Raw genomic sequence first — 13,953 nt, 5'->3', positions numbered from 1 at the left:
GCTTCGAACGCGAGTACGGCTACGGGAGGGCTAAGGGAGGGTGAGGATCTCCGCGCCGATCTCCGTGACGACCAGCGTGTGTTCGAACTGTGCCGTCCGCTTGCGGTCCTTCGTCACGACGGTCCACCCGTCGTCCCACATGTCGTAGTCGTGCGTACCGAGCGTGAGCATCGGCTCGATCGTGAAGGTCATGCCGGGCTGGATGACGGTCGTCGCGTGCGGGCTGTCGTAGTGCGGAACGATCAGCCCGGAGTGGAACGAGGAGTTGATCCCGTGCCCCGTGAAGTCCCGTACGACCCCGTACCCGAACCGCTTGGCGTACGACTCGATCACGCGGCCGATGATGTTGATCTGCCGGCCCGGCTTGACCGCCTTGATCGCGCGGTTGAGGGACTCGCGGGTCCGCTCGACGAGAAGCCTGGACTCGTCGTCGACGTCCCCGACGAGGTACGTGGCGTTGTTGTCGCCGTGGACGCCGCCGATGTACGCCGTCACATCGAGGTTGATGATGTCGCCGTCCCGCAGCACCGTGGAGTCGGGGATGCCGTGGCAGATGACCTCGTTGACGGAGGTGCACAGGGACTTGGGGAAACCGCGGTAACCGAGGGTGGACGGGTAGGCGCCGTGGTCGCACATGTAGGTGTGCGCGACCCGGTCCAGCTCGTCCGTCGTCACGCCCGGCGCGATCAGCTTGGCCGCCTCGGCCATCGCCTGCGCGGCGATCCGCCCGGCGATCCGCATCGCCTCGATCGTCTCGGGGGTCTGCACCTCCGGACCGGTGTACGGCGTGGGGGCGGGCTTGCCCACGTACTCGGGGCGCCTGATGTTTCCCGGGACGGGACGGGTGGGAGAGAGCTCTCCTGGTACGAGCAGCGACTGGCCAGACATGTCAGCGAGTCTAACCAGCGGGCATGGGGGACCATGTCCGTGGCGAAAGGAGCCGGTCATGGCCCTCTTCAAGAAGCGGACCGTCGGGAAGCCCGGCGAGTGGTACTACTGCCTCGTCCACCAGAAGGTCGAGGAAGGCCCCGAGTGCCCCGCGAAGGACCGCTTCGGCCCGTACGCCACCCGTGAGGAGGCCGAACACGCGATGGAGACCGCCCAGGAGCGCAACCTCGAGTGGGAAACGGACCCCAAGTGGCACGACGCGACGGGCCCGGGCCCGGAGGACGACGACTGAGGCGCAGGGGCGCAGGGGCGCAGGGGCACTGGGGCACTGGGACGTGACGACCCGCAGGCGCCGACGGTGGCCACCCCCCTCAGGAGACCCGCACCACCCAAGTAACCGTTACGGGTGGTGCGGGTGGGAAATCAAACCCTGACCCCGAGCGGAGCGCATCCGTACCGCGTGCTCATTCGTCCGTACGTCGTACGTCATCAGCCCCGGCAGACACAGCGCCAACACCCCCACCGCCCCCACGCACATCACACCCCCCGCCCAGATCGACGCCCGCACCCCGGTCCACGCCGCCATCCCGCCCACCCGCACCTGCCCCAGCTGCGGCCCCACCGAGTACGAGAGCAGCTCGATCCCGGCCAGCCGCCCCCGCAGCTCGTCCGGAATCGTCTGGTCCCACATCGCACCCCGGAAGATCCCGCTGATCATGTCGAAGCAGCCGCCGAGGACGAGGAACAGCAGCACCAGCCATACGTTGTCCACGGCCCCCGCGGCCACCATGGCGAGCCCCCAGCACGCCGCCGCGAGGACCACCATCCGCCCGTGCCGGTGAATGCGCGAGGTCCACCCGCTGGTCAGCGTCACGAGCATCGACCCGGCCGGAATCGCCGCGTACATCAACCCGAGCGACCACTCGGCGTCGAGCTCGTCCGCGAGGAACGGCAGCAAGGCGAGCGGCATCGCGAAGAACATCGCGGCGAGGTCGATGGCGTACGTACCGAGGAGCTCCTTGCGGCTCCACGCGTACCGCGCGCCCTCCGCGATGGACCGCAGCGACGGCTTCGCGGCCTCGTGCGCGGCCGGCGACGCGGCGAGCCCGGCGATCAGCACCACCGAGACCACGAAGGTCACCAGGTCCACGGCGTACGCCCAGCCGAGCCCGGCGTACGCCACGACGACCCCCGCGAGGGCCGGGCCCGCGACGCCGCCGACCGTCCAGCGCAGGGAGTTGAGCGAGGCCGCGGCCGGCAGGTGCTCGTGCGCCACGATCCGCGGCGTGAGCGAGTCCAGCGCGGGCCGCTGGATCGCCCCGAGCGCGGAGGAGAGCGCGGCGACCACGTACAGCGGCCACACCGCCGGATGCGGCAGCAGCGCGTTGAGCAGCAGCCCGCAGCACAGCAGCCCCTGCCCGGCCTCCGTGTAGAGGATCAGCTTCCGCTTGTCCAGGGCGTCGGCCAGCGCCCCGCCGTACAGCCCGAAGACGATCAGCGGTACGAGTTCGACGGCGCCGATCGCTCCGACGGCCACCACGGACCCGGTCAGCACCTTCAACTGCACCGGTAGCGCGACGAAGGTCAGAAAGCTGCCGAAGTTGGTGATCAGCCCGGCCAGCCACAGCCGCCGGAAGTCGGCCGAGGCCCGCCAGGGCGCGAGATCGGGGAGCAGCGACCGCGGCCGCGCACGGGCGGCGGGTTCAGCGGGTTCAGCGGGCGCGGGCAGCGCGGCCGTGGGTACGGGGGAGTCGTCGGTCACGACGGGTCATGCTGAGCGGCTGCCTTCCTCGGCGGCAACTGCTTTTCCGCCGACCGATCCACCTCATCCACCTCGTCCCTCGCCGTGGCCTACCACCTCGCCGCCGGCGGGGCCGTCAGCTGGTCCGCGAGCCGGGAGAGCCGGTCGCGGAACCGGCGACGCCCCCGCGGCGAGGGCAGGGAGTTCTCCCCGGCCGCCGCGCTGACGAGGTGCTGCACGGTGTCGAGGTCGAGTTCCTGATCCGGCGGCACGGTCAGGGACTCGTGCGCCATCGCCCCCAGCTCGCGGTCCCCGGCGTCGAGCGCCAGCACGGTCGCCCCGGCCCGCCGGGCGTCGTGGATCCGCTCCAGGAGCGGCGCCCCGGGCGCGGAGGGCGACACCACGAGCAGCGTCTCCCCGCGCCGCGCCGCCTCGATCCGGCCGAGGCCCACGGCGAGGTGGGTCGGGTCCGAGGCGCGCGCCCCGTGCCGTACCAGCGTCGGCGACAGTTCCGGCGTGCCCGACCAGGCCGCCTCGTCCACCAGGTGCGCGGCCAGATGCCACGGCTCGTACTCCGCCGTACCCACGAGCAGCAGCCCGCCCCCGTACGACACCACGGACCCGCGCAGGCCCCCCGCGAACCGTCGCGTGGCCCCCAGCCACTCGGTCCCGGCGAGGACTTCGCGCAACAACGCGACCCGTACGGCATCCATGCGCACGCATACTGCCGCAACTGGCAACTGATCAGGCGGAGTTCGCCATGAATTCGCCCAAGTGGGGCAGACCCCGGCGCATGACGGAAACAACCGGAACAACCACAGCAACAAGCGTGGTCACCAGCACCCCCTTCCACGCGGGCCGCGAAGTCTGGGCGATCTTCGCGCGTACGAGACGATCGCCTTCCGCCGTATCCCCGTGACCGCCCTCACCTGAGCCACCGACGCACGGGCCACGCACGTAAAGTCGGCCCATGACCTCTACTGACAGTGCACAGAAGGCCCCCGCGAAGGACCCCTGGGACCTTCCCGACGTGTCCGGGCTCGTCGTCGGCGTGCTCGGCGGCACCGGCCCCCAGGGCAAGGGCCTGGCCTACCGGCTCGCCAAGGCCGGCCAGAAGGTGATCATCGGTTCGCGTGCGGCGGAACGCGCGCAGGCCGCCGCCGAGGAGCTGGGCCACGGTGTCGAGGGCGCCGACAACGCCGAGTGCGCGCGCCGCAGCGACCTCGTGATCGTCGCCGTACCGTGGGACGGGCACGGCAAGACCCTGGAGTCCCTGCGCGAGGAACTGGCCGGCAAGCTCGTCGTCGACTGCGTCAACCCGCTCGGCTTCGACAAGAAGGGCGCGTACGCCCTGAAGCCGGAGGAGGGCAGCGCCGCCGAGCAGGCCGCCCTCCTGCTGCCGGACTCGCGCGTCACGGCCGCCTTCCACCACCTGTCCGCCGTCCTCCTCGAGGACCCGGAGATCGACGAGATCGACACCGATGTGATGGTCCTCGGCGAGGAGCGTGCGGATGTCGAGATCGTGCAGGCGCTCGCCGGACGCATCCCCGGCATGCGCGGCGTCTTCGCGGGCCGGCTGCGCAACGCCCACCAGGTCGAGTCGCTGGTCGCGAACCTGATCTCCGTGAACCGGCGCTACAAGGCCCACGCGGGCCTGCGGGTGACCGACGTATAAGTCGTGGACTTACCAGTCGCACGGGAGACATGGGGGACACTGGTGACAAGCAGTGTCCCCCCGACAGGAGCCGAACCCCATGCCCCGCCTCGCCCTCTACGCCCTCGCCGTGTGCCTTCTCTCCGTCGCCGCGGCCGTCGTCTCCTTCGTCGAGGGCAACTGGCTGGGGATCGTGTGGGTGCTGCTGGCCGGTCTTTCGTCCAACATGACCTGGTACTACGCGCGACGCGGCAAGTCCGTCAGCTGACCGCGCAGAACTCGTTGGTGCCCTGCCAGAAGCGGTAGAACTCCTGACCGCAGTACGTCTGGATCTCGTCGATCCCCAGGCTGCTCAGGATCGAGTGGATCACGTCGAAGAACGCCGAGTTCACCGACGGGATCCACAGCACCGCGAACACGAACAGCAGGCCGAACGGCGCGAACGGCTCCACCTGGCGCTTGACGTTGTACGACAGCCAGGGCTCGATCACGCCGTAGCCGTCAAGGCCCGGCACCGGCAGGAAGTTCAGTATCGCGGCCGTGACCTGCAGCAGCGCGAGGAACGCCAGCGCGAACTGGAAGTCCCGCGGCACGCCGTCCAGGGCGTGCAGCCAGAACGGCGCGGTGCACACGGCGGCGAACAGCACGTTCGTCAGCGGCCCCGCCGCCGAGATCAGGCTGTGCTTCCAGCGGCCCTGGATACGGCCCCGCTCGATGAAGACCGCTCCGCCGGGCAGACCGATACCGCCCATGATCACGAAGAGCACGGGGAGCACGATGCTGAGCAGGGCGTGCGTATAGGCGAGAGGATTGAGGCTCAGGTACCCCTTCGCTCCGACGGTGATGTCGCCGCTGTGCAGGGCGGTGCGCGCGTGCGCGTACTCGTGCAGACACAGCGAGACGATCCACGCGGCGGTGACGAAGAGGAACACGGCCACGCCGGGCTCCTCGGCGAACCCGGTCCAGGTCGCCCAGCCCGTCACCGCCATCACGGCCACGATCCCGACGAAGACGGGGCTGATTCTTCGGTCGCTGCGAGGGGACGCGGCGGTGGTCATGGGGCTCCCTGAACTGGTACGCATGGTGCTGGGCCTGCCCGACCGTACCGGGCGCACAGGGAAAACGTCTCGCGATCGGCCATTGGTTCCGGAGAAGGTGGGGCTCCTCCGGTCGAACTCCCCGTACCCGAGCCCCGTACCCGAGCCCCGTACCCGACGCCACGCCACCGGAGACAATGAACCCCGTGCGCTACCGCATCCTCGGAACCACCCAGGCTCTCCGCCCCGACGGCACGCCCGTCGCGGTCGGCGGGGCGCGGCTGCGTGCCCTGCTGACCGTGCTCGCGCTGCGGCCGGGCCGGACCCTGCCCGCGGCCGTGCTGGTGGAGGAGGTGTGGGACGGCGATCCGCCCGCCGACGCGAGCGGTGCGCTGCAGGCGCTGGTCGGGCGGCTGCGCCGGGCACTCGGTCCGGACGCGGTGGACTCGGTGGAGGGGGGCTATCGGCTCACCGCGACCGCTGACGACATCGACCTGCACCGTTTCGAGCGGCTCGCGGACGAGGGCACCCGCGCGCTCGCCGACGGCGACCCCGCGAAGGCGGCCGTGGCCCTCGACGACGCCCTCGCCCTGTGGCGCGGCCCGGCCCTCGCCGACCTCCCGGACCGTACCGCCGAGTCGGCCCGCTGGGAGACCCGCCGCCTCGACGTACGCCGCGCCCGCCTCGGCGCCGCCCTCGCCCTGGGCCACGCCGAGCCGTCCCTGCCCGAGCTCACCGCCCTGTGCGACCTCCACCCCCTGGACGAGCCGCTCCACGTGCTGCGCCTGCGCGCTCTGCGCGACGCCGGCCGCCCCGCCGAGGCCCTCGCCGCGTACGAGTCCGTACGGGAGCTGCTGGCCGACCGCCTGGGCTCCGACCCCGGTCCCGAACTGCGGGCCCTGCACGCGGAGTTGCTCCACCCGGCCGAAGACGGCGATGGGGCGCACGCCCGGGGCCCGGGAACCCGTCCCGCGGGGACCGCGAGCCACCCCGTACCGGCCGGGCGCGCCCTGACCGCACCGGCCGGACATGCCCGGACCGCACCCCCACCCCCCGGCAACCTCCGCGCCCGGCTCACCTCCTTCGTCGGGCGGCAGGCCGACATCGACACCATCCGGGGGGACCTCGCGGCGGCGCGGCTGGTGACGTTGCTCGGGCCCGGCGGGGCGGGCAAGACGCGGCTGTCGCAGGAGGCGGCGGAGGCCGTCGCGGAGACGGCGCCGGACGGGGTGTGGCTCGCCGAACTCGCGCCCGTCGACGACCCGAAGGCCGTGCCCGAGGCCGTACTCACCGCCGTCGGAGCCCGCGAGACCGTGCTGCGCGGCGCCGGCGCCGAGGAGATGCGGGCCGTCGCCGACCGGCACGACGACCCCCTCCAGCGGCTCGCCGAGCACTGTGCCAAGCGCCGCATGCTGATCGTCCTCGACAACTGCGAGCACGTCGTGGACGCCGCCGCGCAGGTCGTCGAGGAGCTGTTGGCGCGCTGCCCGGGGCTGACCGTACTGGCCACCAGCCGCGAACCCCTCGGCGTACCGGGGGAGTTGCTGCGCCCCGTGGAACCGCTGCCGGAGCCGTTCGCGCTGCGGCTGCTCGCCGACCGGGGAACCTCCGCGCGGCCCGGTTTCAGGATCGAGGACGACCCGGCGGCCGCCGCCGAGATCTGCCGACGGCTCGACGGGCTGCCGCTGGCCATCGAACTCGCCGCCGCCCGGCTGCGGATGCTCACCCCGCGCCAGATCGCCGACCGGCTCGACGACCGCTTCCGGCTGCTGACCTCCGGCAGCCGTACGGTCCTGCCGCGCCAGCAGACCCTGCGGGCCGTCGTCGACTGGTCCTGGGACCTCCTCGACGAGGACGAGCGGGACGTCCTGCGCCGGCTCTCCGTCTTCGCGGGCGGCTGCGACCTCGCCGCCGCCGAGGCCGTCTGCGGCCCGGCGGCCCTGGAGACGCTCGGCTCGCTCGTCGACAAGTCCCTCGTCGTGGCCGCCCCTTCGGGGGACGGCGAGATGCGCTACCGGCTGCTTGAGACCGTCGGCGAGTACGCGGGCGAGCGGCTCGACGAGTCCGGGCAGCGGCCCGCCGCCGAGCGCGCCCACCTCACGTACTACCGCGAACTCGCCCGCACCACCGACCTCGAACTGCGCGGCCCCGGCCAGCGCGCCGCCATCGAACGGCTGGAGACCGAGTCGGAGAACATCCGCGCCGCCCTCCAGCACGCCGTCGCCGCCCGCGACGAGCAGGAGGCGCTCTGCCTGGTCCTCTCCCTGGCCTGGTACTGGCAGATGCGCGACCTGCGGCTGATGGCCCGCCACTGGTCCCGCGAGGTCATGGCCCTCGGTCCGGACCCCTTCACCGAGCCCGTACGGCCGGCCGCCCCGCTCCTGGAGAGCTGCACGGACGCCCCGCCGCCGATGCGCCCCGAGGTCTTCGAAGAGGCCCGCCGCGGCGTCCACCTCGTCCATCTCGCGTGCATGGACATGGACATGGAAGCCTGGGAGACCCCGCAGGCCCAGCGGAAACTGCGCGTCATCAGCCAGACCTACCGCCCGGGCCTGCCACAGACCTGCCGCAACCCCGGCAACGTCTGGTTCTACGCCGTGATCCTGACCGGCGACCTGGAGCGGATGCGCGAGGTCGTCGACGCGACCGTCCACACCTGCCGCGAACTCGGCTACGAGTGGGAACTCGCCGTCTCCCTCCAGCTGCGCGCCAACATCCTGGCCAACCGCGCCACGTGGGCGGGCGACGCGACCCGGGACGCCGACGAGGCGCTGGAGCTCTTCACCCGACTGGAGGACGCCTGGGGCGCCGCCGAGGCGCTCTCGGCACGCGGCGAGGCCCACGAGCGCCGGGGCGAGTTCACGCTCGCCGCCGCGGACTACACGCACGCGATGACGTACGCCGAAGGGCTCGGCGCGCACGCCCAGACGGCGGTGCTCCGCACCCGGCTGGGCAGCGTGCTCATCGACTCCGGCGACACCGAGCGCGGCGAACGGCTGCTGCGCGAGGTCCTGGCGCAGGGCGAGGGCGCCTTCAACGAGGCCATGCCCGCCTCCCGGCTCTTCCTGGCGATGTGGCTGGGCCGCAGCGGCCGGGTCGCCGAGGCACGCGAGCAGGTGAGGCTGCTGCGCGCGAACTTCGAAGCCATCTCGTTCGTGGTCTTCGACGGCTTCGCGCTGGGCATCGAGGCCTGGCTGGACGCGCTCGAAGGGCACGGCACGACCGCCCTGGAGAAGGTGCGGCAGGCGCTGGCGCGGTCGGGCGAGACGCTGGCGCAGGTCATCGCGCCGCACCTGTCCTCCGCGCATCTGACCATTGCCGCCATCGCCCTCACCGGCCTGGACGGCGGCCGCCGCGTCCGCGACGCGGCCGTGCTGCTCGGCGCCGCCGACCATCTGCTGCCGCCCGGCCACTTCGTGGGCCCGATGGAGGACGAGGTGCGCGCCCAGGCCGAGGCCGACGTACGGGCCCTGCTGGACGACGCGACGTACGAGGCCGCGTACGCCGAGGGCGGCGGGCTCTCCCTGGAGGAGGCCGCCGCCCTCGTGTGACGCGGACCGGGGGTTGTTGTGTCCCGGGGGACGAACGTCAGTTCTTGGTACGGAACTTGTGGATGGCGATCGGCGCCATCACCACCGTGAGCCCCGCCGTCCAGGCGAGCGTCACCCACAGGTTGTGCGCGACCGGGCCGCCCACCATCAGGCCGCGTGCGGTGTCCGCGAGCGCGGACAGCGGGTTGTAGTCGGTGAAGTTCCGCAGCCAGCCGGGCATGGTCCGGGTCGGCGAGAAGATCGACGAACCGAACTGCAGGGGCATCAGGACCAGGAAGCCCATCGCCTGCACGGACTGCGCGTTCTTCATCGTCACCCCGAGGACCAGGAAGATCCACATCAGGGCCGAGCCGAAGAGCATGGCGAGCCCCACGGAGGCGAACAGGCCGGGCCAGTTCGTGATGTCGAAGCCGACCAGCACCCCGACGACCAGCAGGATCGTCGTCGCGACCAGCATCCGCATCAGCTCCACCACGATCTTGGCGAAGAGTACGGAGCCCTGGCCGATCGGCAGGGTGCGGAAGCGGTCCATCACACCGGTCTGGAAGTCCTGGTTGAAGCCGGTGCCGACGGCTGTGGCGATGTTCATCGCCGTCATGGCCATCAGACCGGGCACCACGTACTGCACGTACCTGTCCTGCCCGCCGCCGAGCGACTGCCCGATGGAGCCGCCGAAGACGTACACGAACAGCAGGGTGAAGACGATCGGCATCAGGACGGCGTCGAACATCGACTCCGGGTCCTGGCGGATCCACAGCAGATTGCGGCGGACCAGCGCGCCGATGTGGCGTGCGTGCGCGCGGGGCGAGATACGGGGGTCGCCCTGGGCGGCGAGGGGGGCTTCGGCGACAGAAGGGAGGTCTGCGGCGGAGCCGCTCCTTGGAAGGGTGGCGGCGGGCGACGGGCGGGCACTCATGCGGAGACCTCCTCGTAGGCGCGGGCGGGGGTTTCGTCCTGCGGGGCACTGGCCTTGTGGCCGGTGAGGGACAGGAACACCTCGTCCAGGCTGGGCAGTTCGGTGGAGATGGAGCCGATCGTGATGCCGCGCGCGGCGACCGCGCCGACCATGGCGGTCAGTTGCTCGTCGCTGAGGATCGGGACCAGGACGGTGCCGGTCTCGGGGTCCACGGTCGTCGTGGCGAGGCCGGTGAGGCCCAGCTCGTCGAAGAACGCGGCCAGCGGTCGCAGCTCCAGCGGGTCCAGCGGGCGGACGCGCAGCGTACGGCCGCCGACCTTCGCCTTCAGCTCGTCGATCCGGCCGCTCGCGATGACCTTGCCGCGGTCGACGACCGTCAGCTCTGAGGCCAACTGCTCGGCCTCCTCCATGTACTGGGTGGTGAGCAGCACGGTGGCGCCGTCCGCGACCATCCGCTTGACCTCGTGCCACACCTCGTTGCGGGTGCGCGGGTCGAGCCCGGTGGTCGGCTCGTCCAGGTACAGCACGGACGGGTTGCCGATCATGGAGGCGGCGAGGTCGAGGCGGCGGCGCATCCCGCCGGAGTACGTCGATGCCGGGCGCTTGGCCGCTTCGGTGAGGGAGAAGCGCTCCAGGAGCTCGTCGGCGCGGCGGCGGGCGTCCTTGCGGGGCAGGTCGAGCAGCCGCCCGATCATGTACAGGTTCTCCCAGCCCGGGAGCTTCTCGTCGACCGAGGCGTACTGGCCGGTCAGGCCGATCACGCGGCGCAGCTGGCGGGGCTGCTTGAGCACGTCGTAGCCGGCGACGGTGGCCTGGCCGGCGTCGGGGGTGATGAGGGTGGACAGGATGCGCACGAGGGTGGTCTTGCCGGCGCCGTTGGGACCCAGCACACCGAGGACGGTGCCTTCGCGGACGTTCAGGTCCACGCCGTCCAGTGCCTTGGTCTCGCCGTAGTGCTTGACCAGCCCCCGCACGGTGACGGCGCTGCGGGCGCCGCTGCTGCCGGGGTTCTTGTCGATTCGCGTCATGCCCATCAAGGTGCCGGCGCCCACCGACAAACCACCGACAGCTCGCCTACAGCGCCGTACGCTCACCGATATATCGCCGACAGGCGTTCGTAGGTATCGCCGCGAGGCGTTCGCTCGCGAACGGCGACAACCCGCCGACGGGGGAAGATCGGCGGGTTGTCTTGGTGCCGCAGTGGCTCACTTGTTCCTGATGGGGCCCGATGGCGCCTGATGGCGCCCGGTAGGGCCTGGTGGGGTTAGTGGACGGAGTGCTCGTCCAGCGGGAACGTTCCGCCGACGACGTCGTCCGCGAACGCGCGCGCCGCGTTGCCCATGACCTCGCGCAGATCGGCGTACTGCTTCACGAACTTCGGCACCTTGCCGCCGGTGAGGCCGAGCATGTCGGTCCACACCAGGACCTGTGCGTCGGTCTGAGGACCCGCGCCGATGCCGACCGTCGGGATGTGCAGGGTGCGGGTGACCTCGGCAGCGAGCTCCGCCGGGACCAGCTCCAGGACGACCGCGAAGGCGCCCGCGTCCTGGACCGCCTTGGCGTCGCGCAGCAGCTGCTGGGCGGCCTCCTCGCCGCGGCCCTGGACGCGGTAGCCCATGGTGTTCACCGACTGCGGGGTCAGGCCGACGTGCGCCATGACGGGGATACCGGACTCCACGAGCAGCTCGATCTGGCGGTGCGAGCGCTCGCCGCCCTCCAGCTTCACCGCGCCGACCCCGGCCTCCTTGACCAGGCGGGTGGCCGAGCGCAGGGCCTGGACGGGGCCTTCCTGGTACGACCCGAAGGGCAGGTCGCCGACGATCAGGGCGCGGCTGGTGCCCCGGACGACCGCGGCGGACAGCATCGTCATCTCGTCGAGGGTGACGGGGACGGTCGTCTCGTACCCCAGGTGGCAGTTGCCCGCCGAGTCGCCGACCAGCATGACCGGGATGCCGGCCTCGTCGAAGACGGACGCGGTCATCGCGTCGTACGCGGTGAGCATCGGCCACTTCTCGCCGCGCTCCTTGGCCGCGGTGATGTCGCGGACCGTGATGCGGCGGGTGCTCTTGCCCCCGTACAACGCCTTGCTGCTGTCGGTGGTCGCCCGCACACCCTCGACAGGCTGCTTCGGGGCAGCCGAAAGCTGCGTCATCGCAACGGCTCCTTCTGTCATCTCGAGGCGCCCTGACGGCGTCCCCGGACCTCCTCCATGGTGGCACCTCGTGCCACCGGGGGCCAGACCGGGGCGGGCGGCGTACGTCTCCCGTCCGCTACTTCTAGGTATGGCCCTACTTACCAGACATGGCGCTACTCGTAGGTGCGGTCCCACATCACTCTTCCACGTGCGGCCCCCAGCCGCTCTTCCAGGTGTGATCCCAGGTCGCAGTCGTTTCGTAAGGTCTCCGTAAAAGATTAACGATACGATACGGTCCCGTTTCGAATATCGATAGGCTCGGTCGCATGACAATTCCCGCTGCCCACGCCGAACGGCGCGTGCCCGAAGCGGTGCATCGGCGCCGCTGGGCCATTCTCGGCGTGCTCATGCTCAGCCTGTTGATCGTGGTCCTCGACAACTCGATCCTCAATGTCGCGATCAAGACGATCTCGACCCCGGCGCCCATCGGTCTCGGCGCCACGCAGAGCGAGCTGGAGTGGGCCATAAACGCCTACACCCTCGTCTTCGCCGGACTGCTCTTCACCGCGGGCCTCCTCGGCGACCGGCTCGGCCGCAAGAAGATCCTGCTCGTCGGTCTCGCCGTCTTCGGCACGGGGTCGGCGCTGGCGGCGGAAGCCGGTTCGCCCGTCCAGCTCATCGTCTTCCGCGCCGTGATGGGCTTCGGCGCCGCCTTCGTCATGCCCGCCACCCTCGCCGTCCTCATGAACGTCTTCGAGCGTGACGAGCAGCCCAAGGCGATCGGCATCTGGGCCGGCGGCGTCGGCATCGCCATCGCCATCGGCCCGATCACCGGCGGCGTGCTCCTCGCCCACTTCTGGTGGGGCTCGGTCTTCCTGATCAACGTGCCGATCGTGATCCTCGCCCTCGGTCTGATGTTCTGGCTCGTCCCGGACTCCCGCGACCCGAACCCCGGCCGCGTCGACGCCGTCGGTGTCGTCCTCTCCGTCATAGGGCTCGTCCTGCTCGTCTACGGCATCATCAAGGGCGGCCAGCTGGCCTCCTTCACCGACGCGACGGTCCTCGCGACCATCGGGTCCGGACTCGCCGTCCTCGTCTTCTTCGTCGTCTACGAGAAGCGCAGCGACCACCCGTCCATCGACATCGACTACTTCAAGAACAAGGTCTTCTCGGCCGCCATCGCCGCCATCGCCCTCGTCTTCTTCGCGCTGATGGGCGTGACCTTCTTCTCCGTCTTCTACACCCAGAGCGTGCGCGGCTACTCGCCGCTGAAGACCGGCCTGCTGATGCTGCCGCTCGCCGCCGCCCAGCTCTTCTTCGCACCGCGCGCCCGCCTCGTCGTCGACCGCTTCGGCAACAGGGCCACCTGCACGGGAGGCCTGCTGCTGCTCGCCGCGATGCTCGGTGCGTTCGCCACCCTGAAGTCGGATACGCCGATCTGGCTCCTGGAAGTCATCTTCTTCCTCATGGGCACCGGTATGGCGCACATCATGACCCCGACGAGTGTCGTCATCATGCAGGCCCTGCCGCGCGAGAAGGCGGGCTCCGCCTCCGCCCTCAGCAACGTCTTCCGCCAGGTCGGCGGCGCCCTCGGCATCGCGGTGCTCGGCTCGGTCCTCTCCTCGGCCTACCGCACCGGCATCGAGGACAAGCTCACCCTCGTCCCGGCCGCCCTGCGGCACACGGCGGGCGAGTCCATCGAGGCCACCCTCGGCGTCGCCGCCAAGCTCGGCCCCCGGGGCAACGCCCTCATCGCCCCGGCCAACGACGCCTTCCTGCACGCCATGCACGTCACCGCCCTGTGCGGCGCGGGCATCGCGCTCTTCGGCGCCGTGATCGTGGCCGTCTTCCTGCCGGGCCGCCCGCCGGCCCCGCAATCGGACAGGGAACAGCCGGAGTTGGTGTCGACGGCGGAACACTGACCGGGCGTGAGCGGCGGTGGGCACCCGTGGCACCGGGTGCCCCGCAAGCCGTACCGGGCCGCGGAGCAGGAAGAATCACGTAGCACGACAAGGAACGGGACAAGGAACGG

At 71.1% G+C, this 13,953-nt stretch carries 12 protein-coding genes; 5 read left to right on the top strand and 7 right to left on the bottom strand.

Annotation, left to right across the window (positions count from 1 at the left end; translation table 11 throughout):
• Positions 1–30: 30 nt before the first annotated feature.
• The gene (gene map, locus OG747_RS12400; protein ID WP_405879377.1) at positions 31–888 is read right to left on the bottom strand and encodes a type I methionyl aminopeptidase; all 858 of its coding nucleotides are present in this window, start codon (positions 886–888) and stop codon (positions 31–33) included.
• A gap of 58 nt (positions 889–946) precedes the next feature.
• On the opposite strand from map, the gene OG747_RS12395 reads away from it, so the two are divergent.
• On the top strand, positions 947–1,180 hold the full coding sequence (locus OG747_RS12395; protein WP_405879376.1) for a hypothetical protein: 234 nt from the start codon (positions 947–949) through the stop codon (positions 1,178–1,180).
• Positions 1,181–1,288: 108 nt separating this feature from the next.
• On the opposite strand, the gene OG747_RS12390 is transcribed toward OG747_RS12395, so the two are convergent.
• Together OG747_RS12390 and OG747_RS12385 are read right to left on the bottom strand one after the other, a co-directional pair.
• Positions 1,289–2,650, bottom strand: coding sequence for an MFS transporter (locus tag OG747_RS12390; RefSeq protein ID WP_405879375.1), 1,362 nt, complete (start codon positions 2,648–2,650; stop codon positions 1,289–1,291).
• 89 nt (positions 2,651–2,739) lie between these two features.
• Complete coding sequence (locus OG747_RS12385) at positions 2,740–3,342, bottom strand: hypothetical protein (RefSeq protein WP_405879374.1); 603 nt, start codon at positions 3,340–3,342, stop codon at positions 2,740–2,742.
• A gap of 257 nt (positions 3,343–3,599) precedes the next feature.
• Here OG747_RS12385 and npdG point away from each other — a divergent pair, with 257 nt between their 5' ends.
• Entirely contained in the window at positions 3,600–4,304 is a 705-nt protein-coding gene (npdG, locus tag OG747_RS12380; RefSeq protein ID WP_405879373.1) for an NADPH-dependent F420 reductase, read from the top strand.
• Positions 4,305–4,383: 79 nt separating this feature from the next.
• Positions 4,384–4,551, top strand: coding sequence for a hypothetical protein (locus OG747_RS12375; protein ID WP_405879372.1), 168 nt, complete (start codon positions 4,384–4,386; stop codon positions 4,549–4,551).
• Here the strand turns inward: OG747_RS12375 and OG747_RS12370 are convergent.
• Positions 4,544–5,341 carry a site-2 protease family protein gene (locus OG747_RS12370; protein WP_405879370.1) on the bottom strand — a complete coding sequence of 266 codons (798 nt, stop codon included), beginning with the start codon at positions 5,339–5,341 and terminating at the stop codon, positions 4,544–4,546. The two genes, OG747_RS12375 and OG747_RS12370, sit on opposite strands and share 8 nt — an antisense overlap.
• Before the next feature lie 176 nt (positions 5,342–5,517).
• Here OG747_RS12370 and OG747_RS12365 point away from each other — a divergent pair, with 176 nt between their 5' ends.
• Positions 5,518–8,871 carry an AfsR/SARP family transcriptional regulator gene (locus OG747_RS12365; RefSeq protein ID WP_405879369.1) on the top strand — a complete coding sequence of 1,118 codons (3,354 nt, stop codon included), beginning with the start codon at positions 5,518–5,520 and terminating at the stop codon, positions 8,869–8,871.
• 37 nt (positions 8,872–8,908) lie between these two features.
• Here OG747_RS12365 and OG747_RS12360 read toward each other — a convergent pair whose 3' ends face one another.
• The 3 genes from OG747_RS12360 to panB all read right to left on the bottom strand — a co-directional run bounded on the left by OG747_RS12360 (position 8,909) and on the right by panB (position 11,939).
• Positions 8,909–9,787 (bottom strand): ABC transporter permease, encoded by an 879-nt coding sequence (locus OG747_RS12360; protein ID WP_405879368.1) that lies wholly within the window; start codon positions 9,785–9,787, stop codon positions 8,909–8,911.
• Positions 9,784–10,815 carry an ATP-binding cassette domain-containing protein gene (locus OG747_RS12355; protein WP_405879367.1) on the bottom strand — a complete coding sequence of 344 codons (1,032 nt, stop codon included), beginning with the start codon at positions 10,813–10,815 and terminating at the stop codon, positions 9,784–9,786. Before OG747_RS12355 ends, OG747_RS12360 begins: the two co-directional genes overlap by 4 nt.
• Positions 10,816–11,051: 236 nt before the next feature.
• Positions 11,052–11,939 carry a 3-methyl-2-oxobutanoate hydroxymethyltransferase gene (panB, locus tag OG747_RS12350; protein ID WP_405879366.1) on the bottom strand — a complete coding sequence of 296 codons (888 nt, stop codon included), beginning with the start codon at positions 11,937–11,939 and terminating at the stop codon, positions 11,052–11,054.
• Between the two features lie 308 nt (positions 11,940–12,247).
• Between panB and OG747_RS12345 the strand changes: the two genes are divergently transcribed.
• On the top strand, positions 12,248–13,843 hold the full coding sequence (locus OG747_RS12345; RefSeq protein ID WP_405879365.1) for an MFS transporter: 1,596 nt from the start codon (positions 12,248–12,250) through the stop codon (positions 13,841–13,843).
• Positions 13,844–13,953: the final 110 nt, after the last annotated feature.

The organism is Streptomyces sp. NBC_01384, assembly GCF_045040035.1.
Classification (GTDB): domain Bacteria; phylum Actinomycetota; class Actinomycetes; order Streptomycetales; family Streptomycetaceae; genus Streptomyces.
The sequence above is the reverse complement of the archived record's forward strand: the minus strand, read 5'-3'. Positions and strand labels throughout refer to the sequence as shown.